This window comes from Nocardia wallacei (assembly GCF_029868745.1).
GTDB classification, from domain to species: Bacteria; Actinomycetota; Actinomycetes; order Mycobacteriales; family Mycobacteriaceae; genus Nocardia; species Nocardia wallacei_B.
Window position 1 is genome coordinate 1 of sequence record NZ_JARWOP010000314.1, and the last position, 23,600, is coordinate 23,600.

Sequence of the window (23,600 nt, forward strand, 5' to 3'; positions counted from 1 at the left end):
GGTTTTGTGAGCGGGTCCCCTGCCCCCCCGGGGTGCTCCCCCCCCTCCCCCCCCCCGGCCCCCCCGCCCCCGGGGGGCCCGCCGGGCCCCCCCCCCGGTTCGGCCCCGGGACCGCACAACGGCTGTCGTGGCCGGACAACATCCGTGGACGCCGAAATTGTTGTCCGGCCTCGAGAGACGTTGACGGTCTCGGCTAGGGGAGTGGGTGGGCGTTGCGCTGGGTCAGCAGCAAGCCCATCAGGCCGCATTCCTGGCTTTGGGCGAAGAGCATGCCGCGGGCGGCTTCCTTGACGGGGCCGGCGGGGATCGCGTGGTCGGCCGCCTGTGCCATCGTGATTCCGCCCTGATGGTGGCGATACATCAATTGCAGGAACAGGATTTCGGCGGCGGGGCCGCGGGCGGCGGAGAGGGCGTCGAGTTCGGACTGCGACGCCAGCCCCGGCATCGCGGTATCGGTCGCCGCGGACGCGGTCGAATGATGGTGCGCGGCAATGGTATCGGAGTGCGGCGGCATCCAGGCCATCGGGTGCTGCGGCATCGGCGCCGCGTTGGCCAGGCGGAGCCAGCCGAGCATGGTGCCGATCTCCACCTGCTGTGTCCGGTCGATCTGCCGCGCCAGCCGCAGCACCGCGGGATCGACGCCCGCGTCCAGCCGCTGCACGATCTGCACGGCCTGCTGGTGATGGGCCGTCATATCCTGGGCGAAGCCGATCTCCGTATCGTTCAACACCGGTGTCGCAGTGTGGTTTTCGGGCACGACGAGGGGGCGGAGGGCCGCGCCGAGCACCAGCAGCAGCACCGCTCCACAGGCGAAGGAGGCGACACGCGGCCAGCGCCGCATCACGAACCCACGATCGACTGCTGGTCCGCCGGTGGCGAATACACCTCGTCGTCGAGTTGCACCACCAGGAAACCGTTGTCGTTGCAGGTGGTCCACAGCTGGTTGCCGTGCCACTCCGGCGGGGCGAAGCACCAGTCGGTGGAGACGTCGCCGAAGGCGAGCATGCCGCTGCGCGGCGAAAGCGCCTGCCCGGGATCGAATTTGCCCTCCAGCATGGCGCGGGCGGCCGAGAAGCCCTCCATCGCGGGCGGTCCGATCAGCGACGCCAGCGCGTGCGGCGAATTCCACAGCTCCAGATTCCGGCCGGTCCGGGCGGGCGGATTGAAGTACGCGATCTCGCGGACGTGGAACGGGTCCCGCACGTCGAACACCCGGATCCCCGAGGACTCCCAGCCGCAGGCCAGCGCGGTCGGGTCGTTCGGGCGGTCGGCCGCGCAGTAGTGCGGGTCGTAGGAGAACACCGAGCCGCCCATGGCCGAGGCCATCAGGCTGTCCTGATGTTCGGGCAGGTTGATCTCGAGCTTGATCTTGTTGACCACCTCGGGGCGGGTGTCGTCGGAGATGTCGACGAGTTTCACACCGCCCGAACCGCCCTCGTCGGCGGTGAACAGATACGGCTTGCCGTCGTAGGTGACGGGGATGCTGTGCTGGGTGGCCCAGCCGTCGGTCCAGAACACCCGGCCCAGGTGCGCCACTTGGGGATTCGGATCGCGGCGCTGCACCGCGCCGATGTCGAGCACGGTGAATCCGCCGAGCGCCGACAGGTACAGGCGGTTACCGTCGGCGCTGACGCCGAAGCCGTGTGCCTCGATTCCGGTGAGACCCTGCCAGACGACATGCGGATTCGCGGGGTCGGTGAGGTCGACCGCGCTGACGAAACCGGGCGCGATGCCCGAGGACCAGTAGGTGCGGCCGTCGGGGGAGAAGCCGCCCTCGTGCGTCGTGATCGGCAGCGGCATAGCGAGGTTGGAGCCCGGGCCGGGATTGAGCAGACGCGGGTGGGCGCAGTCGGAGATGTCGTACACCGACAGGTAGCCCGCGCCCTCACCGACCGGGACTCCGGTGCCCACCAGTAGTTTTCGCTGCTTGTTGACCTTCAGGCTCTCCCAGGTTCCGGCAAGCATGGCCGGTTCGGTGAGGGTAGCGGTGAGTGTGGGCCGCGCCGGGTCCGATACGTCGAGCACCTGCACGCCCTGGGCCGGGCCCAGCAGATTGCCGGGGAACAGCGAACCGGTGTAGGAGCAGTGGTCGAAGGTGGTGGAGGTGATGCCGCCGCCGCGCCCGGCGAAGCCGCCGACCATCGACATATTGCAGCTGTACCCCTGTGTACTGCGCCCGCTGCTGCGGTCGGCGGCCGGAACATCGCCTTGCAGACCGCTTTCCGGCCGTGAGCCCGGCCCGCAGTCGGCTCGCCCGACCGCCGTCCGGCCGATGTCGAGGAACTGCCGCACCTGACCGGTGATGTCGGATTGCAGATCCGCCGAGGCCCCGCCCAGCGGCAGGGCGGTGGCGGCGAGCAACGCGGCCGCGAGCACCACTATCGGCCTGGATCGCCGAACTCCCAGGAAGCGCCGCATCGCGTCCCCGCCTTCCACGCCGTCCCCACATCTCGCCGAGACGGGGCCGCGGTACGCCGTACCGCTGGTTACGCCAACGTCGAAACGGTAACGCGTCCGCTGTCTGGTACGGACCATTTCGGCGAAAGTGCCGATGAGAACGCCATTTCCGCTGTTCAGTCCCCGCGCGTCCCGGCGGCGAGGAAGAACGGGACGGCGACGAACAGCCGATCGCGGCGGGCCCGGTCGGCTTGGGCGTCGAGCCAGGGACCCTCGCCACCGATGTCCGCGAGCATCGGCAGGAACGAGGGGTCCGTCCACACGACCGTGTGCACCTCGACGGTGACGTCGGTGAAGCCGTTGTCCAACAGTAGGTTCCGGTATCGGCGGGCGACCCGGGGGCTGGGCTGGCGGTCCGCGCGCGCATGGATGAGGGTCCGGGTGAGTTCGGGATCGTCGGAGTCGATGACGCAGGTGTCCCAGTCCTGGCCGAGCAGCACCGCGCGACCGTGGGCGGCCAGGACCCGACGGGCCTCGGCGACGGCTCGCTCGGGCTCGGCGAGGGTGTGCAGGACCTTGTCGGCGCGGTAGCCGGTGACCGAGCCGTCCTCGAGGGGCAGCGCGGTGGCGTCGCCCACGCGGAACTCGGCCGCGGGCCAGCGCGCGGCGGCGGCCTCGAGCATGGCGGGGTTCAGGTCGAGGCCGAGGGCGCGTATCCCGCGGTCGGCCAGTTCGCCGACGGCGCGGCCACCGCCGCAACCGACGTCGACCACGGTGTCGCCGAGGTCTTGATAGCTGCGTTCACGCAGTTCACGGGCCTGCGGAAGGTTGTCGAAGGCGTCGAGCATGGTGAGCAATGTGGACATGGCCGCCAGTCTGCGACTTCATCCCGACCTGAAGTCAACCGTGCGCGGGCACTTCGCGCAGCAGGCCTTCCGCGGCGGCCAGGAGGCGTTCGCGCAGGGGCGCGGCCTGTTCGGCCAGCTGTACTTGGCCGCGGACGTACTCGGCCCGCCCGGCGGGGGTCTCTATGGGCACCGGGGTGTAGTCGTACCCGGACAGGTCGTAGGGGCTGGCACGCATATCGAGTTCGCGTGCGGCGCAGGCGAGTTCGAAACAGTCCAGCAGCAGTGCGGAATCGATGAGGGGGATCAGCTTGAAGCCCCACTTGTAGAGGTCCATGTTCGCGTGCAGGCAGCCGGGCTGTTCACGCAAAGGCTGGTCGTCGCGGGCGAGGCGGTCGGCGTTGCGCGGCGCCGCGTCGGGGGTGAAGAACCGGTAGGCGTCGAAATGGGTGCAGCGCAACGGCATCGACTCCACCACCGCGTCGGTGCCGGTGCGGCCGAGGCGCAGGGGGACCTGGGTGTGGCGGACGTCGTCGCTGCGGTAGACCATCGCCCATTCGTGCAGTCCGAAACACGACAGCTGCGGCGCGCGGGAACCGGTGGCGCGCAACAGCTTCGCGATGAATGCGATGGTGTCGCGGCGACGCGCCACGAAGGCGGGGCCGGCGGTCCACGCCGGTGCGCCGTCCGGGTGCCGCGGGACACCTTCGTACCCACGGGAATTCGCGTACTCGTGTGCATCCTCCAGCGCCACGCCGTACCCCGGGTGCCAGCGCCGCAGCTGTGCGGGCTTGTGGCCGTAGTAGGTGAACAGGAAGTCGATCACCGGATGCTTCGACCCGGCGGCGCGCTGCCGCAGATACGGCCCGATCAGTTCCTCGACCCGCGTGCGGTGGTCGGCCGCCCGCGCCCGCCAGTCGCGTTCGGGCAACACCCGCAGGTCCCGCGCCGCCGTCGTCATGCCGTGCTCACTCCGCGATCCGGTGGGTGGCGTCGCGCACCGTCCCCACGAACTCCTCGACCAGGTCCTCGAGCGCGACGATGCCGACGGTGTTGCCGCGGCTGTCGACCACCCGGCCGAGATGGCTGTTGGTGCGGCGCAGGCGGGCCAGCGCCTCGTACAGCGTGGTGCCCATGCTGAGCGTGGGCAGCGGCCGGATATCGATGCGCGGGATCGGCGTCGACGGCCCGGCCGCTTCGTCGGCCACCTTGTCCAGCACGTCCTTCACATGCAGATAACCGACCAGCGAACCCTCCGAGGCCCGGACCGGGTACCGCGAGAAGCCGGTCTCCGCGACCGCGGATTCGATGTCGCCCAGCGTCGTCCCGTCGCCGCGCAACGGCACGCAGCGGGTTTTCTCCAGCGGCACCATGACATCGGCGACGATGCGATCGGTGGTGCCCAGGGCCTGGGTGAGGCGGCGGTGCTCGCCCTCCTCCAGCAGCCCCTCCGAGCGGGACTCGCCGATCATCTCCGCCAGCTCCACCGACGACACGGTGGCGTCCAGTTCGTCCTTCGGCTCGATCCGCAGCGCTCGCAGCGTCAGATTGGCCGCCACGTTGTACAGCGTGATCAGCGGGCGGGCCAGCCGCAGGAACCACAGCAGCATCGGAACCAGCAGCAGCGCAACGCGTTCCGGCCCGGCGAGGGCGATGTTCTTCGGGATCATCTCGCCCAGCAGCATGTGCAGCACCACGACGAGGGCCAGCGCCAGGGCGAACGCGATCGGGTGCAGCAGCTGGTCGGGCACGCCGACCAGATCGAACGGCCGCTCCAGCAGATGCGCGATGGCCGGTTCGCCGACCCGGCCCAGCAGCAGCGAGCAGATGGTGACGCCCAGCTGCGCCGACGCCAGCATCATCGACAGGTGCTCACCGGCTCGAATGACCGTGTCGGCGCTGCGTTTTCCTTGTGCGGCCAGGGTTTCCAGGCGGTCGCGGCGCGCGGTGATGAGCGCGAATTCGGCGCCGACGAAGAACGCGTTGCCGCCCAGCAGCACCACTGTCAGCAATACCCCGTACAGGTCACCCATGGTGCAACTCCCACTGTGCGAGGGTGTCGCCGTCGATGGGCCGCAGCAGCACCCGGTCGATGCGGCGGCCGTCCATCCGTTCCACCTGGGCCAGCCAGCCGCCGTTGGTGTGCGGCTGACCCTGGTGGGCGGTGGGGCTGGGCAGTAGTACCTCGTCACCGGCGTCCGGGATCCGGCCGAGTTCGGTGAGGACGAGGCCGCCGAGGGTTTCGTACTCGCCCTCGGGTGCCTCGTAACCGGTGGCGCGGGCCAGTTCGTCGACGCGCAGCAGGCCCGAGCAGTTCCAGCCTGCGGCGGTGCGGCGCACGTCGAGTTCCTCCTCGTCGTGCTCGTCGCGGACGTCGCCGAGGATCTCCTCGATGATGTCCTCGGTGGTGACCATTCCGGCCGTGCCGCCGTATTCGTCGACCACCAGCGCCACCTGCATGCCGTCGGCGCGCACGCGTTCCAGCACGGCGTCGCCGTCCAGGCTGGCCGGCACGATCGGCACCGCGTGGGCGATCGCGCGCAGCCGGATGGTGCGCCGCTCCCGGACCGGATGCAGGAAGGCCTGTTTGATGTGCACGACGCCGAGCGTGTTGTCCAGGTCGCCGTCGATCACGGGGAACCGGGAGAAACCGGTGCGGCTCGCGGCGGCGATCAGGTCGGCGATGGTGTCGTCCTGGTCGAGGGTTTCGATCTTGACCCGTGGTGTCATCAGCTCTTCCGCGCTGCGGTCGCCGAATGCCAGCGAGCGGTCCACGACCATGGCCGTGCGCAGGTCCAGCGCGCCGCGCTGGGCCGAGGTGCGCACCAGCGAGCCGAGTTCCTGCGGGGAGCGCGCCGAGCGCAGCTCCTCGGCGGGTTCGATGCCGAACCGGCGCAGCACCCAGTTGGCGGTGCCGTTGAGCAGCTTGATCAGCCATTTGAACGCCGCGGAGAAGGCGATCATCGGACCGGCGGTGAGCCGGGCGGCGCCCAGCGGGTTCGCGATGGCCATGTTCTTCGGCACCAGTTCGCCGTAGGTCATCGACAGCGAGGTGGCCAGCACCAGCGCCAGAGCCAGTGAAATACCCTGTGTCGCACCGGTTCCCAGCCCGGCGGCGGTGAACAGTGGCTCGAGCAGCCGGGCCAGCACCGGTTCGGCGATGTAGCCGGTGACCAGGGTGGTGATGGTGATGCCGAGCTGGGCGCCGGACAGCTGGAACGACAGCGTGCGATGCGCGTGGCGCACCTGGCGGGCCCGCCGGTCGCCGTCGCGGGCGTGGGCCTCGACGGTGCTGCGCTCGAGCGCGGTGAGCGAGAATTCGGCGGCGACGAACAGCGCGGTGCCGACGGTGAGCGCGATGAAGCCCACCAGGCTGAGCACAGTGAGTACGACCGACATGGTCAGCACCGCCCGCAGCGGGGAGGAACTGTGGTTACGGGGGCGCCGGGTTCGTCACCCGGCTCGGTAGAGGAGCCCTCCTGTATGGCGCCCTCGGACGCGGGTGACAACTGGGTCCTTTCGGCAAACGGAGCTGTGTACATGCTGCGCACCAGCGACGGGACAAGCGTCCCGGTGCTCGGCGAGTCCCATGCTACCGGGTCTCGTGCGCCACTCCGGGGCCGCGGCACACCGGAATATGGAATGCGCGCGGCGCCGTCGGAGTGCTTCCGCCCGCCCGGGTGTCCGGACCGGACGGTTCGGGTCACCAGCCGCTGGGCAGCGGACGACCCTCGGCGAATCCGGCCGCCGACTGGACGCCGAGGACGGCCTTGTCGTGCAGTTCGCCCAGCGTGCGGGCGCCGGCGTAGGTGCAGGCGCTGCGCACGCCCGAGCAGATGTGGTCGATGAGGTCCTCGACGCCGGGACGCTCGGGATCCAGGCGCATGCGCGAGGAGGAGATGCCCTCCTCGAACAGCCCCTTGCGGGCGCGGTCGAAGCCGCTGTCGGAGGCGGTGCGGGCGGCGACGGCGCGCTTGGACGCCATGCCGAAGCTCTCCTTGTACGCGTTCCCGGCGGGGTCGGTGCGCAGATCGCCGGGGGATTCGTAGGTGCCGGCGAACCAGGAGCCGATCATCACGTTCGACGCGCCCGCGGCCAGCGCGAGCGCCACGTCGCGCGGGTGGCGCACGCCGCCGTCGGCCCAGATGTGCACGCCGAGGTCGCGGGCGGCGGCCGCGCATTCGGCGACCGCGGAGAACTGCGGGCGGCCCACGCCGGTCATCATCCGGGTGGTGCACATCGCGCCGGGGCCGACCCCGACCTTGATGATGTCGGCGCCTGCCGCGGCCAGATCGCGCGTCCCCTCGGCGGAGACGACGTTGCCCGCCGCCAGCGGGACACCGAGTTTCAGGTCGGCCACCGCGCGCAGCGCCTCCAGCATCTTCACCTGATGGCCGTGCGCGGTGTCGATCACGAGCAGGTCGGCGCCGGCGTCGACCAGCGCCTTCGCCTTGGCCGGGACATCGCCGTTGATCCCGACGGCGGCGGCGACCCGCAGCTTGCCGCGAGCGTCGACGGCCGGGCTGTAGATGCCGGTGCGCACCGCGCCGGTGCGGGTCAGCACGCCCGCCAGGGTGCCGTCGGGGTGGACCAGCACGACGAGGTCCGCGTGCTCGGCCTCGAGCAGTTCGAAGATCTCCCGGGGCGAGGTGTCGGCCGGGGCGGTGAGGAAGTCGGTGTCGGCGACGGTGTGCAGGCGCGCGAACCGGTCGACGTCGGCGCAGGCGGCCTCGGCGACCACGCCGACGGGCTTGCCCTCGTCGACGACGACCACGGCGCGGTGGGATCGCTTGTGCACCAAGGCAAGTGCCTCGGACACCGAATGATCGGGGCCGAGCGTGACCGGCGTCTCGGCGGTCAGCGAACGGCTCTTGACATACCCGATGGTCTTGGCGGCCGCGCTGATCGGCAGGTCCTGCGGCAGCACCGTGAGGCCGCCGCGGCGGGCGACCGTCTCGGCCATGCGCTTGCCCGCGACCGCGGTCATATTGGCCACCACGATGGGGATCGTCGTGCCGGTGCCGTCGCCGGTCGATAGATCGACGTCGAAGCGGGACGCTACATCCGTCCGATTCGGGACGAGGAAGAGGTCGTCGTAGGTCAGGTCATACGGCGGCGTGTGGCCCGGAAGAAATTGCACTGTTGCCATTGTAGAGGAGTGCCCGCGGTGTGCGGGAAAGCCCGTCATGACGGTCCGGGCCTGGTCACGGCACGGTATCCGGGTGGCTCCGAATACGCTTCGGCGTTGCCCGGCGGACGGGCGTGGTGGAGCGGGCGGCGCGGTCGGGGGTGGTGACGTGTGCTCGCTCGGGAGGTGAGCGATCGCGGCGCGCGGCCACGGCTCAGCGGCGGCGGAACCACCTGCGGCGGCGGCCGGGTGGTGTGGGTGTGCCGGGGCCGGCCGAGCTGTCGGCGGTGGGTTTGTGCTCGTGGCGCCACTGCTCGACGACCTCGTCGACGTCGACGGGCGCGACGGGCACGTGCGGGCCGCTGGGCAGGCGTTGCCATTCGATGATGCGGGCGTTGAGTTCGGCGGCCAGTTCGCGGACGTCGCGTTCGAAGCGCAGGCGGCGTATCCGTTCCGGGAGTTGCTCCAGGTCGCGCCGCAGCAGCAGGGAGGGCGGCAGCACGCCGTCGCCCGTGACTCCCTCGCGCCGTAGGTAGTCCCGCAGCCAGGAATCCTCTGTCACCGGTTGCCCGGCCCCCGGAATCGGTTTGCCCGCCCCCGGCAGATTCTCGAACTCGCCGCGCTCGGTGGCCTCCCGAATCTGCTTGTCTACCCACGATTCGTGAGTCATTCCCGCAGGCTTACGCTCGGTCACGGCTATCCCCTTCGATAGTCGACGGTCTGCCTCTCCATCGTAACGGCTTGCCACACAGGCCCGTTCGAGCCCACAACCGACCGTCGGAGTCGTCGGCCCACCGGTTAGCGGTGCGGTTGCGGCGGTGAAATCCGGGGTGCTTTTCGTGCGCGGCGGCCGCGATTCCCCGGCGTTTCGCCTCAGGCGGCGCTGAACAACCGGCTCAGCTCGACCAGCCACGGAATCGCTACGGCCAAGGTCGGCACCACCAGGATGGCGGCGGCCACCAGATACGCCGCCACCGCGATCCGGATATCGCCGAGCGGTCCGGCCAGCCGCTGGATCCGGATCAGCGTGGTGGGACCGCCGACGGCCATCGCCCCTTGCGGCGCAGTCGAATTCGAGCAGGCCACCAGCGCTCGCGCCAGCGGCGTCGGCCCGGTGACCTTGACCGCGGAGTCGTCGGCGAGCAACTCGATCAGCAGCTTCACCGAGTCCAGCGCCGACTTGCTGCGCACCACGCGCGGGAAGGCCTCGTGCGCGGCGGTGAACGCCTCGAGCACCAGATCGTGCCGGGCCCGCAGGTGCGAGCGCTCGTGACTGACGATCGCCTTCAACTCCGCGTCGGACAGGCTCGTGAAGGTGCCCTGGCTGAGCACGACGCGGCGGCGCAACCCGGGTAGGCAGTAGGCGATCGGCTCGGTGGCGGCGAGCACCCGGATGTCGGCGGCGCCGCGCTCGCTGTGCCGGTATTCGCGCCCCTGGTCCAGCAGGTCGACCAGCATGCGGTGGCGGGCGCGGCGGCGGCGGGTGTGCACCCCGACCCGGATCGAGGCGTAGATCAGGCGCGCGCCGACCAGCAGCGTCAATGCGAACACGACCACGTAAGCCAGCCACAGCGGCAGCCCGAGCGCGTCGATTTCGCCGGTGGGGGAGGTGGTGGGCCGGCCGTCCGGACCGGGCACCAGAAGCTGACTGGCGATGGCCAGTCCGGACCCGAACGCACTGAGAACGGCGGCGAGAGCGACGGCCTGCCACAGCACGAGCGCCGCCCGCGGTGTCCGGTACGGCCATCGGGCTCGGCTGAGCAGGCTCGGCACCGGTCCCGCCAGAAGCAAGGCGAGACCGGCGAAGACCGGCGCGGTTGCGTTCATGCTCAGCTCACTGCGTTGTGGGGCCAGGGCCCGAGATCGCGCCGCTCCGCTGCGCCGACCTACTGCGGCGGGGCGACTCCTTTGTCGTCGGACGCGTTGCGCGCGGCCTCGGTTGCTTCGAGCTTAGCGAGTGCGTCCCGCAGTGCGGCAGCCTCATCCTGTCCGACCTGCTCGACGAAGTGCACCAGCGCGGCGCGGCGGCTGCCGACCTCGTCGGCCTGCTGTAGCGCGTCGACCATCAGACTCGCGACCAACTCGTCGCGGGTGTGCACCGGGGCGTAGCGATGGGCACGATCGTCGCGCTGCTGCACGACCAGATTCTTCTTCGCCAGTCGCTGCAGCACGGTCATCACCGTGGTGTACGCGAGTTCGCGGCGCGCCGCGAGGGCCTCGTGGACCTGCCGGACCGTTTGCGGTTCATCGGCCGACCACAACTGGTCCATGACCGCTTTCTCGAGTTCACCAAGACCTGCCATCCCACCAGTTTACGGAGGCAACGACACAAATGCGTACTACAGATCGTCGTAACCGGTCGGTAACTGTGTGGGATTTTTCATAGGGGTGCGGGGTACCGGTCGGGACCACCGACCGCGCCGCGCACGTGCCGGGTCCCGATCGGCACGATCATCGGCCGCCCGGAGACCGGATCGTCGAGCACGCTGGCCTCGAGGCCGAACACCTCGCGCAGCAGCTCGGCGTCGACGATGTCGGCGGGGGCGCCCTGCGCGACGATGCGGCCGTCGCGCATCACGATCAGCCGGTCGCTGTAGCGGATGGCGAGGTTGAGGTCGTGCAGCACCATCACCACCGTGCGGCCCAGATCGGCGTGCAGGCGGTCGACCAGGTCCAGGACCTCGAGCGAGTGCGCCAGGTCCAGATAGGTGGTCGGCTCGTCCAGCAGCAGGATGTCGGTGCCCTGGGCGAGCGCCATGGAGATCCAGGCGCGCTGGCGCTGGCCGCCGGACAGTTCGTCGAGGGTGCGGTCGGCCAGGTCGGCGATGCCGGTCTGGTCCAGCGCGGTCGCCACCTCCGACTCGTCGTCGGCCGACCACTGCCGCAGCCAGGACTGGTGCGGATGTCGGCCGCGCGCAACGAGATCGGCGACGGTCAGGCCCTCCGGCGCGACGGGTGTCTGCGGAAGCATGCCCACGATCCGCGCCACGTCCCGGGTCTTGAGCGTGGCGATCGCCTTGCCGTCCAACAGGACTCGGCCCGCGCGCGGCCGCAGCAACCGGCCCAGCGCTCGCAGCAGTGTGGACTTGCCGCAGCCGTTCGGGCCGATCACGGTGGTGATCACGCCGGTCTCGATCTCCAGTGACAGGCCGTCGACGATGACGCGGCCGCCGTATCCCAGGGTGATGTCGTCGGCGGTGAGGCGATGGGGGGTGGCCGTCATGAGATGGTCGCCTTCCGGTTCGTGCGCACGAGCAACAACAGCAGGAACGGTCCGCCGAGCGCGGCGGTGATGATGCCGACCGGTAGGTCGACGGGAACCACGGTACGCGCGATGACATCCGCGCCGACCACGACGAGCGCGCCGACGAGGGCCGATCCGAGCACCGGCTCGCCGGGCAGACGCAGCAGCCGCCGCGCGATCTGCGGCGCGGCCAGACCCACGAACGCGACCGGCCCGACGGCGGCGGTGGCCAGTGACGCCGCGACGACCGCCGCGCCCAGCAGCAGTCCCTGCTGCGCCTGCAACCGGACGCCCAGCGCGCGAGTGGTTTCGGTGCCGAAGCGCAGCGCGGCGAGCGTGCGCGCCGAGGCGGCGGTGACGACCAGCACCACGGTCAGCGCGATCGCGGCGGGGACGGCGCGGGACCAGTCGGCGCCGTTGAGCGAACCGGTGAGCCAGAGTTGGGCACGGGTGGCGTCGGTGAGCGTCGCGCGGGTCATCAGCCAGCTCACCCCCGAGAGCAGCAGCGCGTTGACGCCGATCCCGATGAGTACCAACCGCATTCCCGTCGCACCGGCCGCGCCGTCGCGCGATCGCCCCCAGGCCAGCAGGTAGATTGCCGCGGCCGTGAGCAGCCCGCCGGCCAGCGCCGCCAGGGGCACGCCGACGGTGGCCGCGGCGCCCGTCGCGGTGCCGGTGCCCGCGACCGCGGCGACGGCGGCGAAACTCGAGCCCGCGGTGATGCCGAGCAGGTCCGGGCTGGCGAGCGGGTTGTGCAGGATCGACTGGGTGATCGCCCCGGCCAGCCCCAGCGCCGCGCCCGCGACGACGGCGGTCACCGCGCGGGGCAGCCGCGACTCGAAGATGATGAAACGCTGTGCCCGCGTGCCTCCGCCGGTGAGCACATCGAACACCCGCTCCAGCGGAATCGCGAACTCGCCCACCGCGATATCGAGCGCGAACAGCACGAGCGTCGCGACCACAAGCCCTACCACGGTGAGCAGCACGGTAATTCGCAATACGGCCGAGAACGGGCCCACCCGCACCGCGGGCCGCACCCGGGCCAGGATCGGAATGTTCACAGCCCCACCGCCTTTCGCCGCCGCACGAACCAGATGAAGCAGGGCGCCCCGACCGCGGCGAGCACGATACCGGTCTGCAGTTCGCCGGGGCGCGCGACGACGCGGCCCACGATATCGGCCGAGAGCAGGAGCAGGGCGCCCATCAGGCCCGAATAGGGCAGCAGCCAGCGGTGATCCGGGCCGGTGACCATGCGGGCCAGGTGCGGGACGACCAGTCCGAGGAACGAAATGGGCCCGACCGCGGCGGTGGCCGCCCCGGTGAGCAGCACGACCGCCGCGAGCCCCAGCGCCCGGTTGCGCCCGACATTCACCCCGAGTCCGCGCGCCACGTCCTCGCCCAGGCCCAGCGCGTTGAGGCCGGGCGCGGCGACCAGCGCCAGCACGGTCCCGACGAACAGGAACGGCAGCACCTGCCGCAACACGTCGACGTCGTGCCCGGCGACCGTGCCGACCACCCAGAACCGGTAGGTGTCCAGCGCCGCGGGATCCAGCAGCACAACGGCATTCGTCAGTGCCTGGAGCAGCGCGGTCACGGCGGCGCCCGCGAGCACCAGGCTCAGCGGGCTCGCGGTGCCGCCTCCCACCGCGGAGACCCCGAACACCACCAGCCCCGCCACCAGCGCGCCCGCGAAGGCGAACCAGATGTACTGGTCCGGCCGGGTGAGGGCGAACAGGTGAATCGACAGCGCCGCCAGGAATGCCGCTCCGGCATTGAGTCCGAGCAGCCCGGCGTCGGCGAGGGGATTGCGTGTGTAACCCTGGATGAGCGCGCCGGCGATCCCGAGGGCCAGTCCGGTGAGCAGCGCCAAACCGGTTCGGGGCAACCGTAGTTCGCGCACGATCTGGTCGGCGGGGGTACTCGCCGGGCAGGTCAGCGGCCAGCCGTCCGGGCAGGTGAGGGCGTGGTAGACCGCGTCCAAGGGGAGCGAGCGCGCGCCCACGGCGATGCCCGCGGCGGTGACGACCAGCAGTAATACCGCCAGGACCAGCAAACCCGCGACGCGGTGCCGTGGAAGGGTGACTCGGGCGGGCACGGCGACGAATAACTCCTGACGTGATTCGATTCATTGCTCGGTAAGTCTGGTAAGCCTAACCTATCTTTCGATTCGGCCAACCGACGAGGAGGTTCGATGTCCGAACCGATGATTGCCAGCACGGCCCGCCGATCCGACGAGGCGTTCGGATACGCGTGTGCCCGCCTGCGCGCCTTACAGCCGGAACATCCGCGGGTGTACGCCGTGGCGGCGATAGCCGATCAGGGCCGGCGGCGCTGGTGGCGGCTGGCCGACGGGGTGCGCGAGGGGCGCATCGAACTGATGTACCGGCGTCATGCCGCGGAGATGATCAGCGCCGACATCGCGGCGGAAGTCGTTGCCACGGCGTTGATTCACGCCGTCGTCGGCCGGGTGGTCGCGCTGTTCGTGGCCGAGGGCCGGGCATGGGATCCGGGGCTGGAGAATCTGTGGGTGCACACCGACAACGACGGCGGCATCGACTGGGCGGGCCTGTCCGACACCACGATTCGGGTGATCGACGGCGACCGGCTGGCGGGCGGGCCCGGTGTGGTGACGCTGCCGTGCGAGCGGGCGATGTCGGTGTGGCTGGCCCATCGCTGCGAGGCGGTGCTGATGCTGGTGCAGCACAGCATGTTCCGGTGCGCGGGCCTGAGCGCGCGGCGGTTCTGGGCGCTGGTCGGCGAGACCGTCGCGGGCGCCGCCACCTACGTGCCGGATCTGGCGCGGACCTCCTCCGCGGTGGGCGCCGCGCGGGGGCAGGCGCTGCTCGTGGCGATGGAGGAACGCGGGATGCCGGTACGTCGCGCTTGCTTAGTTAGGTAAGCCTGCCCTACACTCGGACTCGGCGTTCGGATCGCCGAGAGTCCCGAGGGCTGCGGTCGACTCCCGATCCTGTGCCGGGGGGGGGGGGGGGGGGGGGGGGGGGGGGGGGGGGGGGGGGGGGGGGGGGGGGGGGGGGGGGGGGGCGGCGGCGGGGGGGGGGGGGGGGGGGGGGTGGTGGTTTTGTTTGTGTGGGCGGGGGCGGCCCCCGCCGCTCTTTTTCTGGGCAGGGTGCTTCCCGGAACCCGGGGACCGGGCGGTACGCGGTCTGTGTAAATGTTTTCGGTATGACCCAGCAGGACCAACCCTCCCTGGCGGATATGACCCCGGAACTCATGACCCGTTACAGCGAGGGCACTTTCACCGATCTGATCGGCCTGAAGTACACCGCGCTCGGCCCGGACCGGGTGGCGGCCGAGTGGGTGGTGTCGCCGCAGCAGCATCAGCCCGCGGGCATCGTGAACGGCGGCGTGTACTGCACGGTGATCGAGACGCTGGCCAGCGTGGGCGGCGGGACCTGGTTCGGCGAGCGCGGGACGGTCGTGGGCGTCAACAACAACACCGACTTCCTGCGAGCGGTGCGCGAAGGCACGCTGCGCGGCGAGGCCACGCCCGTCCATCGCGGCCGGTTGCAGCAGCTGTGGCAGGTGGTGATCACCGACGAGGACGACCGGGTGGTCGCCCGCGGTCAGGTGCGCCTGCAGAACCTGGCGGCCGCCGGGGAGTGAGTCCGGCAGCTCCGCGCCGGGGCCCGTGGCCAGCACGTCGCGGAGCGCGGCCGGTGCGCCCGTGCCAGAATGGCCCGCACTGCGGAAACCAGTCCGACTCGCAGAGGAGCACGCATGCGATTGTCGCCGCACGAGCAGGAGCGGCTGATGCTCAGCTACGCGGCCGAACTCGCGCGCCGCCGCCGCGAGCGCGGGCTGCGGCTCAACCACCCGGAGGCGGTCGCGATCATCACCGACCACGTGCTGGAGGGCGCCCGCGACGGGCGCACCGTGGCCGAACTGATGGCCTCCGGCCGCACGGTGCTCGGCCGCGACGACGTCATGGACGGCGTGCCCGAGATGATCCACGACGTGCAGGTGGAGGCCACGTTCCCGGACGGGACCAAGCTCGTCACCGTGCACCACCCGATCGGCTGAGGTGACCATGGCGGACCGGAATTCCGAGAACGCGGCGCCCGTGGTGCCGGGCGAGATCTTCTATGCCGAGGGCGTCATCGAGATCAACGCCGGGGCCGACCGCGTCGAACTCGACGTCGTGAACACCGGCGACCGGCCGGTCCAGGTCGGCAGCCACGTTCATTTCCCGCAGGCCAACGCCGCGCTGGAGTTCGACCGCGCGGCCGCGCACGGCCGCCGCCTCGACATCCCCGCCGGTACCGCCGTGCGCTTCGAACCCGGTCTCGGACAGCGCGTCTCGCTGGTTCCGCTCGGCGGCACCCGCGAGGTGTACGGCATCAGCCGGAACGCGCCGGGGCCCCTGGACGTGCCGCCGCCACCCGGCTGGTCGTCCGCCACCGAACGCGGAATCCTGGACGGGACACTGTGAACGACCTGACTCGTGCCCGCTACGCGGAACTTTTCGGCCCGACCACCGGCGACCGAATCCGCTTGGCCGACACCGATCTGTTGATCGAGATCACCGAAGACCGCAGCGGCGGACCGGGTTTCGCGGGCGACGAGGCGGTTTTCGGCGGCGGCAAGGTGCTGCGCGAATCCATGGGCCAGGCCCGCGCCACCCGCGCCGAGGGCACCCCCGACACGGTGATCACCGGTGTGGTGATCGTGGACCACTGGGGAATCATCAAGGCGGACATCGGCATCCGGGACGGCCGCATCTGCGCCATCGGCAAGGCGGGCAATCCCGACATCATGGACGGGGTGCACCCGGATCTGGTGGTGGGGCCGTCGACGGAGGTCATCGCGGGCAACGGGCGCATCGTCACCGCCGGCGCCATCGACTGTCACGTCCACTTCATCTGCCCGCAGTTGCTGGAGGAGGCGCTCGGCAGCGGCATCACCACCATGATCGGCGGCGGCACCGGCCCGGCCGAGGGCAGCAAGGCCACGACCGTCACTCCGGGGTCCTGGCATCTGGGCCGCATGCTGGAGGCCACCGACGGCTGGCCGGTGAACATCCTGCTGCTGGGCAAGGGCAACACGGTGCGGCACGAGGCGCTGTGGGAGCAATTGCGCGGCGGCGCAGGCGGTTTCAAGCTGCATGAGGACTGGGGCACCACCCCGGCGGCCATCGACGCCGCGCTGACCGTCGCCGACGCGGCGGGTGTGCAGGTCGCGCTGCACTCGGACACGCTGAACGAGGCCGGTTTCGTCGAGGACACGCTGGCGGCGATCGCGGGCCGGGCCATCCACTCGTATCACACCGAGGGCGCGGGCGGCGGGCACGCGCCCGACATCATCACCGTGGCGGCGCATCCGAACGTGATGCCCAGCTCCACCAACCCGACCCGGCCGCACACCGTCAACACCCTCGACGAGCATCTGGACATGCTCATGGTGTGCCATCACCTGAACCCCGCGATCCCCGAGGACCTGGCCTTCGCCGAGAGCCGGATCCGGCCGTCGACCATCGCGGCCGAGGATCTGTTGCACGACCTGGGCGCGATCTCGATGATCGGTAGCGACTCGCAGGCCATGGGCCGCATCGGCGAGGTGGTGATGCGGACGTGGCAGACCGCGCACATGATGAAACGCCGCCGCGGCGCGTTGCCGGGAGACGGCGCGGCCGACAATCTCCGCGTGCGGCGCTACGTCGCGAAATACACCATCTGCCCCGCCGTGACGCACGGGCTCGACCACGAGATCGGCTCGGTCGAAGTGGGCAAGCTGGCGGATCTGGTGCTGTGGGAGCCGGCGTTCTTCGGGGTGCGGCCGCACGCGGTGCTGAAGGGCGGCGCCATCGCCTGGGCCGCGATGGGCGACGCGAACGCCTCGATCCCGACGCCGCAGCCGGTGTTGCCGCGGCCGATGTTCGGCGCCTCGCCCGCCGTGGCGGCCGGTACCTCGCTGCACTTCGTGTCCCCGCAGGCGATCGAGGCGGGCTTGGCCGAGCGGCTGCGGGTGCACCGGAGGCTGGCGCCGGTCGCCGACGTCCGCAAGCGCACCAAATCGGACCTGCCGCACAACGACGCCATGCCCCGCATCGAAGTGGATCCGGACACCTTCACCGTTCGCGTGGACGGCGAGGTCTGGGCGGAGGACCCGGCCACCGAACTCCCGATGGCGCAGCGATACTTCCTGTTCTGAGCGCGCCCGTTCGCGGTGGCAGACTGGCCGGTATGACGAATGCCGCATGGGGTGAGGTCGACCGTTATCTCGTGGACACGCTGGTCGGAGGTGAGGACGCCGATGTGCTGCAGCGGAATTCGGCGGCCGGACTGCCCGCCATCGACGTGTCGCCGACGCAGGGCAAGTTCCTGTATCTGACCGCCGTCTCGATTCGGGCGCGCCAGGTGCTGGAGATCGGGACGCTGGGCGGTTACAGCACGCTGTGGCTGGCCCGGGCGGTCGGTCCGGAGGGACGGGTCGTCACGCTGGAGTTCGAGCCGCGCCACGCCGAGGTCGCGCGGAAGAATCTCGACGGCAAGGGCGTCGGCGATCGCGTCGACATCCGCGTCGGCGCGGCGCTGGACAGCCTGCCGGTGCTCGCCGACGAGCAGCCCGAGCCGTTCGACCTGGTCTTCATCGACGCCGACAAGGTCAACAACTCGAACTACGTCCGATGGGCGCTGCGCCTGACCCGTCCGGGTTCGGTGATCATCATCGACAACGTGGTCCGCCACGGCGCCATCGCCGACCCCGATGCCGACGATGCCGCCGCCCGCGCCAGCCGCGAGGTGCTCGAACTGCTCGCCGCCGAACCGCGCGTGGACGCGACGGCGCTACAGACCGTGGGCGCCAAGAGCTGGGACGGCTTCGCCTACGCCGTAGTCACGGGCTGAGGGTTCCTGCGGAGCCGATCCCGATCAGCCGAAGGACATGAGGGCCACGGTCGCGCCGTCCGGGTCGGCGACGACGGCGATGCGGGACGGGCCGGGCATGTCGGCCGGTTCGCTGATGACCTTGCCGCCGAGTTCGGTCGCGCGGGCGACGGTGGCGTCGCAGTCCGGGACGCGGAGGGTCATCGACCAGAACGGCGCGGGCTCGCCGGGCTGCGCGGCGGCGGCGCCACCGACCTCGCCGCCGCCCGCACCCGTGGTCAGGGCCTGATAGGGCATGTCGGTCGAGGTCTCCCAGGCGGCGTTGCGGTAGGTCCAGCCGAGTGTCGCGGCGTAGTGGGCCATCGCGTCGGCCGGGGCGCCCGCGGCCGTGTACTGCACCCAGCACGGATTGTTCTGCTCCGACCAGCGTTGGGTGCCGGGGTGGCCGGTGAGGTGGGAGACGCCGTAGGCCGCGCCGTCCGGATCGGTGAGGACGGCGAATTCCAATTGCCCAGGGATCTCGGCGAATTCGCAGAAGGCCGAGCCGCCCGCGGCCTGCGCGGCCGCCACGGTCGCGCGGACATCGGAGACGGCGAAATACGGCAGCCAGCTCGCCTCGATGCCCGGCGTCTCGGCCGCGGCGATGCCCGCCACGCGCGCGTCGTCCTGGTACAGCACGGTGTAGTGGCGCGCTTGCGGGCCGGTGTCCAGGGCGGTCCAGCCGAACAGCTCGGTGTAGAAATCGGCCGCGGTGGCGACGTCGGACGCGGTGATATCGAACCAACAGGGGGCGCCCTGAGCGAAACCGGATGGCATGGTCATCTCCTCGCGAGGTCGTGTGCCGCCGATCCGTGCGCCGACAGCACCGTTCCCTCGTGAGACGATGCCCGGCAGGAGAATTCATCGCTCGGCATATTCGGTCCGCCCGCGGACTCGGTCATCGGCCCGCGGCGAATCCGTCGCACAGGGCGGCCAGGCCCGAGTGCAGCAGGCGTTCGGGGTCCAGGAGGTCGCCGCTGCCGGTGCCCTCGAGCGGGGCGAGTGCCGGTGGGGAGGGCCAGCGCGGGGTTCCTTCCAGCAATGCCGTCAGGCCCGACATCTCCTCCTGCTCGGAGTCCCGCTTGGCCAGCATGGCGGCGCTGACCTGCTGCAGGGCGATGCCGGCGATGTAGCTCCACACCGCCAGGGCCATCCGGGTGGCCTCGCGCCGGTCGTCGGTCAGCTCGGTGAAGCCCTCCACCAGCCAGGCCAGGCACGCCAGGCTGTGCGGGCCGAAGTTGTAGCGCGGCACCGCGAAGGTGAACAGCACCCACGGATGTTGCTGGTACAGCTGCCAATCGATATCGGCGGCGATGCGCACCCGATCGCGCCACGTCCAGTCCGGTTGCGGGGGTGGATAGGGGTTGCGACGGGCGACCTCGTCGGTCATTCCCGCCAGCAGCGTGTCCTTGTTCGGTACGTGCCGGTACAGCGACATCGCGCCCACACCCATGCGCTCGGCGATGCGCCGCATGGACAGCGCGTCCAGGCCGGCCTCGTCCGCGAGCGCCAAGGCCGCGTCCACGATGGCGGCCCGGGTGAGCTTCGGCTCCGTCACGGATAACTCGCTTTCGTTTTACAGGCCGGGTGCGTACGCTGTACCCAGCTTTCACGCGTACGTCGTACGCACGATCGAAGGATAGGTGATGGTCGGCATCGACACCGGTATGACCACGACTCCGCGGCGCGCCTGGCTCGGACTCGCGGTGTTGACCCTGCCCGTGCTGCTCGTGTCGATGGACATGTCGGTGCTGTTCCTGGCGATGCCCACGCTCACCGCGCAACTGGACCCCACCGCGACCGAGCAGCTGTGGATCCTCGACATCTACGGCTTCATGATCGCCGGACTGCTCATCACCATGGGCAATCTCGGCGACCGCATCGGCCGCCGCAACATCCTGCTCGCCGGTGCGACCGTCTTCGGCGTCGCCTCGGTGCTGGCGGCGTTCGCGCCCAGCGCCGGGGTGCTGATCGCGGCGCGGGCGCTGATGGGCATCGGCGGCGCGACGCTGCTGCCGTCCAGTCTGGCGCTGATCTCCACGCTGTTCCCCGATCCACGTACCCGCGGTACCGCGATCGGCGTCTGGACGGCGTTCTTCGCCGGCGGGTCGGCCGTCGGGCCGGTCATCGGCGGTCTGCTGCTGCACAACTTCTGGTGGGGCGCGGTCTTTCTCATCAACACGCCGGTGCTGCTGGTGCTGCTGATTGCCGGGCCGTTCGTGCTGCCCGAACACCGCTCGGCCGGGCGGGGTCCGCTGGATCTGCTGAGCGTGGTGATGTCGATCGGCGGCATCCTGCCCGCGGTGTACGCGGTGAAGCGGGCCGCCGCGGACGGCATCGACGCCGAGGTGCTGGCGGCGGGCGTCTTCGGCGCGGTGGTGCTGGTGCTGTTCGTGCGGCGGCAGCGGCAGCTGTCCGAGCCGCTGCTGGATCTGAGCCTGTTCCGGCGCGGATCGTTCTCCGTCGCCATCGGTTCCAGCACGATCGGCATGTTGTCGCTCGCCGGTATGAGCTATCTGACCAGCGTGTATCTCCAGTCGGTGGCCGGGCGGGACGCACTGGGCGCCGCCCTGCTCGGGATTCCGGCGGCGGTCGTGGTGTTCGTGATGGCGATGGGCGGGGCGCGCGTGGCGCGTGTGCTGGGGACGCGCACCTCGTTCGTGCTGGCGCTCAGCGCGGCCGGGGTCGGCAATCTGATGTTGCTGGGCATCGGCGTGGACAACGGAATCGGTTGGTACGTGGCCGGTTCCACGGTGGCGGGCCTCGGCTACGGCATCGTGTTCACCCTGGTGTCCGAGGTGTCGGTGGCCTCGGTGCCGTCCGAGCGGGCCGGTTCCGCCGTGGGCATCTCCGAGACGAGTTTCGAGCTGGGCAACGCGCTGGGGCTGGCGCTGCTGGGATCGCTTGCCGCCCTGGTCTTCCGGTCCGGCGGCGACTTCGCAGAGACGCTGGGCGAGACGATCGCGCGGGCCGGGAACGACGACGCGGTGGTGCGTTCCGCGCGTGCGTCGTTCGTCGACGGCATGCACGTGGGGACGACCGTCGGCGCGGCGCTGCTGCTGGTCATGGCGGTCATCGCGCTGCTGGCGGCGCGGAGTCGGAAATCGGCGCCGGATGTGGACGTGGTGAGCGAGAACGCGGACTGCGGCACGGGCGGTCGCTGAACTACGGCCGGGTCGCTACCCCAAGATCAACCGGGGAGAATACAGTCGTGGCTGTGATCGAGAGCACGTCCAACGGCCGACCGCTGGCCGAGCGGGTGGCGACGCGGCTGCTGTATCCGACCTCGCGCCCCCGGGAAAAGGCACTGCGGGAAGCGGTTTCGGGCAAGGTGGTGCTGGTGACCGGCGCCTCGCACGGGATCGGCAAGGTGACGGTGCGCAAGCTCGCCGCGGCCGGCGCGGTGGTGTTGCTGGTGGCCCGTTCGCTCGAGGACCTGGAGCAGGTGGCCGCCGACATCGCCGCGGCCGGCGGCATCGCCCACGTGTATCGCGCGGACCTGACCGACATGGCGGCCACCGATCGGCTGGGCCGCGAGATCCTCGCCGCGCACGGCCGCGTCGACATCGTGATCAACAACGCGGGCAAATCCATCCGGCGCGCGCTCGACCAGTCCTACGACCGCTTCCACGACTACACCCGCACCATCGAGGTCAACTATCTCGGCCCGGTGCGGCTGCTGCTGACCCTGCTGCCGGACATGCGCGAACGCAAGCAGGGGCACATCGTGAACATCTCCACATGGGGCCTGCGGATCCCGCCCGCGCCGCGATGGTCGGCGTACGGGGCGTCGAAGGCGGCGTTCGACACCTGGCTGCGCACGGTCGCCACCGAGATCGCGGCCGACGACATCGCCACGACCTCGGTGTACATGCCGCTCGTGCACACCCGGATGAGCGCCCCGACCAACTTCGGGAACATGCCCGGCCTCACCGCGGACGAGGCGGCGGGGCTGGTCTGCCACGCCGTGGTGAGCCGGCCGGTGGAGATCTCGCCGTGGTGGTCCGGGCCGGTACAGGCGTGGAGCGACCTGACGCGCGGCCCGGCGCAGCGGTTCATGGCGCGGAGTTTCCGGCGCTGATCCCCGGGTGGGTCAGGGGATCAGGACCACTTTGCCGACGGTCGCGCGGGTCTCCAACGCGCGGTGGGCCGCTGTGGCGTCGGCGAGCGGGAAGCGCTGGATCGCCGGGCGCAGGTGACCCGAGGCCGCTGCCTCGAGTGCCGCCGTCTCCAGATTGCGGATGCCGCCCGCGCGTTCGGTCATTTTCGGGCCGAGCACGTACTCGTCGATGAGACCGCGCTCGGCGAGATAGTCCTCGCCCGGTTCCATGGGGCCGCCGCCACTCCAGCCGTAGATCAGCCGGGTGCCGCCCTTGCCGAGGAGATCGATTGCGGTGCGGGCGGTTTCGCTGCCGACGCCGTCGAACAGCAGCGCCGCGGGACGTTCGCCGAAGCGCCGCCGGATCGTGTCGGCCCAGCCCGGCTGCTGGTAGTCCAGGGCCAGGTCCGCGCCGTTGGCGGTGACCACGTCGGTCTTGGCGGACCCACCGGCCAGGCCGATCACCCTGAGACCTGTGTTCTTCAGATGCTGGACGAGGAGTGTGCCGATACCTCCGGCCGCGGCCGTGACGATCGCCAGATCCCCCGGCCGGAGCGTGGCGAACTGCACGATGCCGAAAGTGGTTCGGCCCGTGCCGATCATGGCCACCGCCGCGGCGGGATCGAGCGTGTCCGGAAGTTCGTGCAGCTGTTGGACTCCCGTGACGGCCAGCTCGGCATAACCGCCCGGCACCGTGCCGAGATGGGCGACAACCGCTGTGCCCAGCCACTTCTCGTCCACGCCGGGACCGACCCGATCGACGGTCCCCGCCACCTCGCGCCCCGGCACGGTGGGCAGCTCCGGCAGCGGAAACGGACCGGGCGCCCCACCGCGAATCGACGTATCGACGAAATGCACCCCCGCCGCGGCCACCGCAATCCGAACCTGCCCCGGCCCGGGCATCGGATCATCGACGGTCTCGTAGCGCAGGTTCTCGGCGGGCCCGAACTCGTGAAGACGAATCACATGCATGCCACCCACCCTGCAACCTCTACATAAGTTCAGG

The 23,600-nt window shown here is 70.7% G+C and carries 24 protein-coding genes; 8 read left to right on the forward strand and 16 right to left on the reverse strand.

Features of this window, described 5'->3' with window-relative positions; translation table 11 throughout:
- Positions 1-193: 193 nt before the first annotated feature.
- The 13 genes from QH470_RS29405 to QH470_RS29465 all read right to left on the reverse strand — a co-directional run bounded on the left by QH470_RS29405 (position 194) and on the right by QH470_RS29465 (position 13,709).
- Positions 194-841, reverse strand: coding sequence for a DUF305 domain-containing protein (locus QH470_RS29405; protein WP_280275673.1), 648 nt, complete (start codon positions 839-841; stop codon positions 194-196).
- Complete coding sequence (locus QH470_RS29410; RefSeq protein WP_280275674.1) at positions 841-2,418, reverse strand: LVIVD repeat-containing protein; 1,578 nt, start codon at positions 2,416-2,418, stop codon at positions 841-843. The genes QH470_RS29405 and QH470_RS29410 overlap by 1 nt, the downstream gene beginning before the upstream one ends.
- A gap of 155 nt (positions 2,419-2,573) precedes the next feature.
- The gene (locus tag QH470_RS29415) at positions 2,574-3,263 is read right to left on the reverse strand and encodes a methyltransferase domain-containing protein (protein ID WP_280275617.1); all 690 of its coding nucleotides are present in this window, start codon (positions 3,261-3,263) and stop codon (positions 2,574-2,576) included.
- A 34-nt stretch (positions 3,264-3,297) separates the two neighbouring features.
- Positions 3,298-4,203 carry a 3-methyladenine DNA glycosylase gene (locus QH470_RS29420; RefSeq protein WP_280275618.1) on the reverse strand — a complete coding sequence of 302 codons (906 nt, stop codon included), beginning with the start codon at positions 4,201-4,203 and terminating at the stop codon, positions 3,298-3,300.
- A gap of 7 nt (positions 4,204-4,210) precedes the next feature.
- Positions 4,211-5,275, reverse strand: coding sequence for a hemolysin family protein (locus QH470_RS29425; protein WP_280275619.1), 1,065 nt, complete (start codon positions 5,273-5,275; stop codon positions 4,211-4,213).
- Entirely contained in the window at positions 5,268-6,641 is a 1,374-nt protein-coding gene (locus QH470_RS29430; protein WP_280275620.1) for a hemolysin family protein, read from the reverse strand. The genes QH470_RS29425 and QH470_RS29430 overlap by 8 nt, the downstream gene beginning before the upstream one ends.
- 304 nt (positions 6,642-6,945) lie before the next feature.
- Entirely contained in the window at positions 6,946-8,382 is a 1,437-nt protein-coding gene (locus tag QH470_RS29435; protein ID WP_280275621.1) for a GuaB1 family IMP dehydrogenase-related protein, read from the reverse strand.
- Between the two features lie 202 nt (positions 8,383-8,584).
- Entirely contained in the window at positions 8,585-9,040 is a 456-nt protein-coding gene (locus tag QH470_RS29440) for a DnaJ family domain-containing protein (protein WP_280275622.1), read from the reverse strand.
- Positions 9,041-9,243: 203 nt separating this feature from the next.
- Positions 9,244-10,197, reverse strand: a complete 954-nt coding sequence (locus QH470_RS29445) for a M56 family metallopeptidase (RefSeq protein WP_280275623.1) — start codon at positions 10,195-10,197, stop codon at positions 9,244-9,246.
- A 59-nt stretch (positions 10,198-10,256) separates the two neighbouring features.
- The gene (locus QH470_RS29450) at positions 10,257-10,673 is read right to left on the reverse strand and encodes a BlaI/MecI/CopY family transcriptional regulator (RefSeq protein ID WP_280275624.1); all 417 of its coding nucleotides are present in this window, start codon (positions 10,671-10,673) and stop codon (positions 10,257-10,259) included.
- A 77-nt stretch (positions 10,674-10,750) separates the two neighbouring features.
- Positions 10,751-11,593, reverse strand: a complete 843-nt coding sequence (locus tag QH470_RS29455) for an ABC transporter ATP-binding protein (RefSeq protein WP_280275625.1) — start codon at positions 11,591-11,593, stop codon at positions 10,751-10,753.
- Positions 11,590-12,675 (reverse strand): FecCD family ABC transporter permease, encoded by a 1,086-nt coding sequence (locus tag QH470_RS29460; RefSeq protein WP_280275626.1) that lies wholly within the window; start codon positions 12,673-12,675, stop codon positions 11,590-11,592. The genes QH470_RS29455 and QH470_RS29460 overlap by 4 nt, the downstream gene beginning before the upstream one ends.
- Entirely contained in the window at positions 12,672-13,709 is a 1,038-nt protein-coding gene (locus QH470_RS29465; protein WP_280275627.1) for a FecCD family ABC transporter permease, read from the reverse strand. The genes QH470_RS29460 and QH470_RS29465 overlap by 4 nt, the downstream gene beginning before the upstream one ends.
- A 96-nt stretch (positions 13,710-13,805) precedes the next feature.
- Here QH470_RS29465 and QH470_RS29470 point away from each other — a divergent pair, with 96 nt between their 5' ends.
- The 6 genes from QH470_RS29470 (at position 13,806) to QH470_RS29495 (ending at position 18,477) form a co-directional block, all read left to right on the forward strand.
- A complete protein-coding gene (locus QH470_RS29470) occupies positions 13,806-14,513 on the forward strand; it encodes a hypothetical protein (RefSeq protein ID WP_280275628.1) in 708 nt (235 codons plus the stop codon).
- A gap of 284 nt (positions 14,514-14,797) precedes the next feature.
- Positions 14,798-15,238 (forward strand): PaaI family thioesterase, encoded by a 441-nt coding sequence (locus QH470_RS29475; protein WP_425302811.1) that lies wholly within the window; start codon positions 14,798-14,800, stop codon positions 15,236-15,238.
- Positions 15,239-15,352: 114 nt separating this feature from the next.
- Positions 15,353-15,655, forward strand: coding sequence for an urease subunit gamma (locus QH470_RS29480; protein ID WP_280275629.1), 303 nt, complete (start codon positions 15,353-15,355; stop codon positions 15,653-15,655).
- A 40-nt stretch (positions 15,656-15,695) separates the two neighbouring features.
- On the forward strand, positions 15,696-16,064 hold the full coding sequence (locus tag QH470_RS29485; protein WP_280275676.1) for an urease subunit beta: 369 nt from the start codon (positions 15,696-15,698) through the stop codon (positions 16,062-16,064).
- Positions 16,061-17,782, forward strand: a complete 1,722-nt coding sequence (locus tag QH470_RS29490; RefSeq protein ID WP_280275630.1) for an urease subunit alpha — start codon at positions 16,061-16,063, stop codon at positions 17,780-17,782. The genes QH470_RS29485 and QH470_RS29490 overlap by 4 nt, the downstream gene beginning before the upstream one ends.
- A 32-nt stretch (positions 17,783-17,814) precedes the next feature.
- Entirely contained in the window at positions 17,815-18,477 is a 663-nt protein-coding gene (locus tag QH470_RS29495; protein WP_280275631.1) for an O-methyltransferase, read from the forward strand.
- Positions 18,478-18,501: 24 nt separating this feature from the next.
- Here QH470_RS29495 and QH470_RS29500 read toward each other — a convergent pair whose 3' ends face one another.
- Entirely contained in the window at positions 18,502-19,272 is a 771-nt protein-coding gene (locus QH470_RS29500; protein WP_280275632.1) for a VOC family protein, read from the reverse strand.
- Between the two features lie 121 nt (positions 19,273-19,393).
- Positions 19,394-20,053, reverse strand: coding sequence for a TetR/AcrR family transcriptional regulator (locus tag QH470_RS29505; RefSeq protein ID WP_280275633.1), 660 nt, complete (start codon positions 20,051-20,053; stop codon positions 19,394-19,396).
- An 88-nt stretch (positions 20,054-20,141) separates the two neighbouring features.
- On the opposite strand from QH470_RS29505, the gene QH470_RS29510 reads away from it, so the two are divergent.
- Positions 20,142-21,659 (forward strand): MFS transporter, encoded by a 1,518-nt coding sequence (locus tag QH470_RS29510; RefSeq protein WP_280275634.1) that lies wholly within the window; start codon positions 20,142-20,144, stop codon positions 21,657-21,659.
- A 53-nt stretch (positions 21,660-21,712) separates the two neighbouring features.
- On the forward strand, positions 21,713-22,576 hold the full coding sequence (locus tag QH470_RS29515) for an SDR family NAD(P)-dependent oxidoreductase (RefSeq protein ID WP_280275635.1): 864 nt from the start codon (positions 21,713-21,715) through the stop codon (positions 22,574-22,576).
- Positions 22,577-22,588: 12 nt separating this feature from the next.
- On the opposite strand, the gene QH470_RS29520 is transcribed toward QH470_RS29515, so the two are convergent.
- Positions 22,589-23,566 (reverse strand): zinc-binding dehydrogenase, encoded by a 978-nt coding sequence (locus tag QH470_RS29520; protein ID WP_280275636.1) that lies wholly within the window; start codon positions 23,564-23,566, stop codon positions 22,589-22,591.
- Positions 23,567-23,600: the final 34 nt, after the last annotated feature.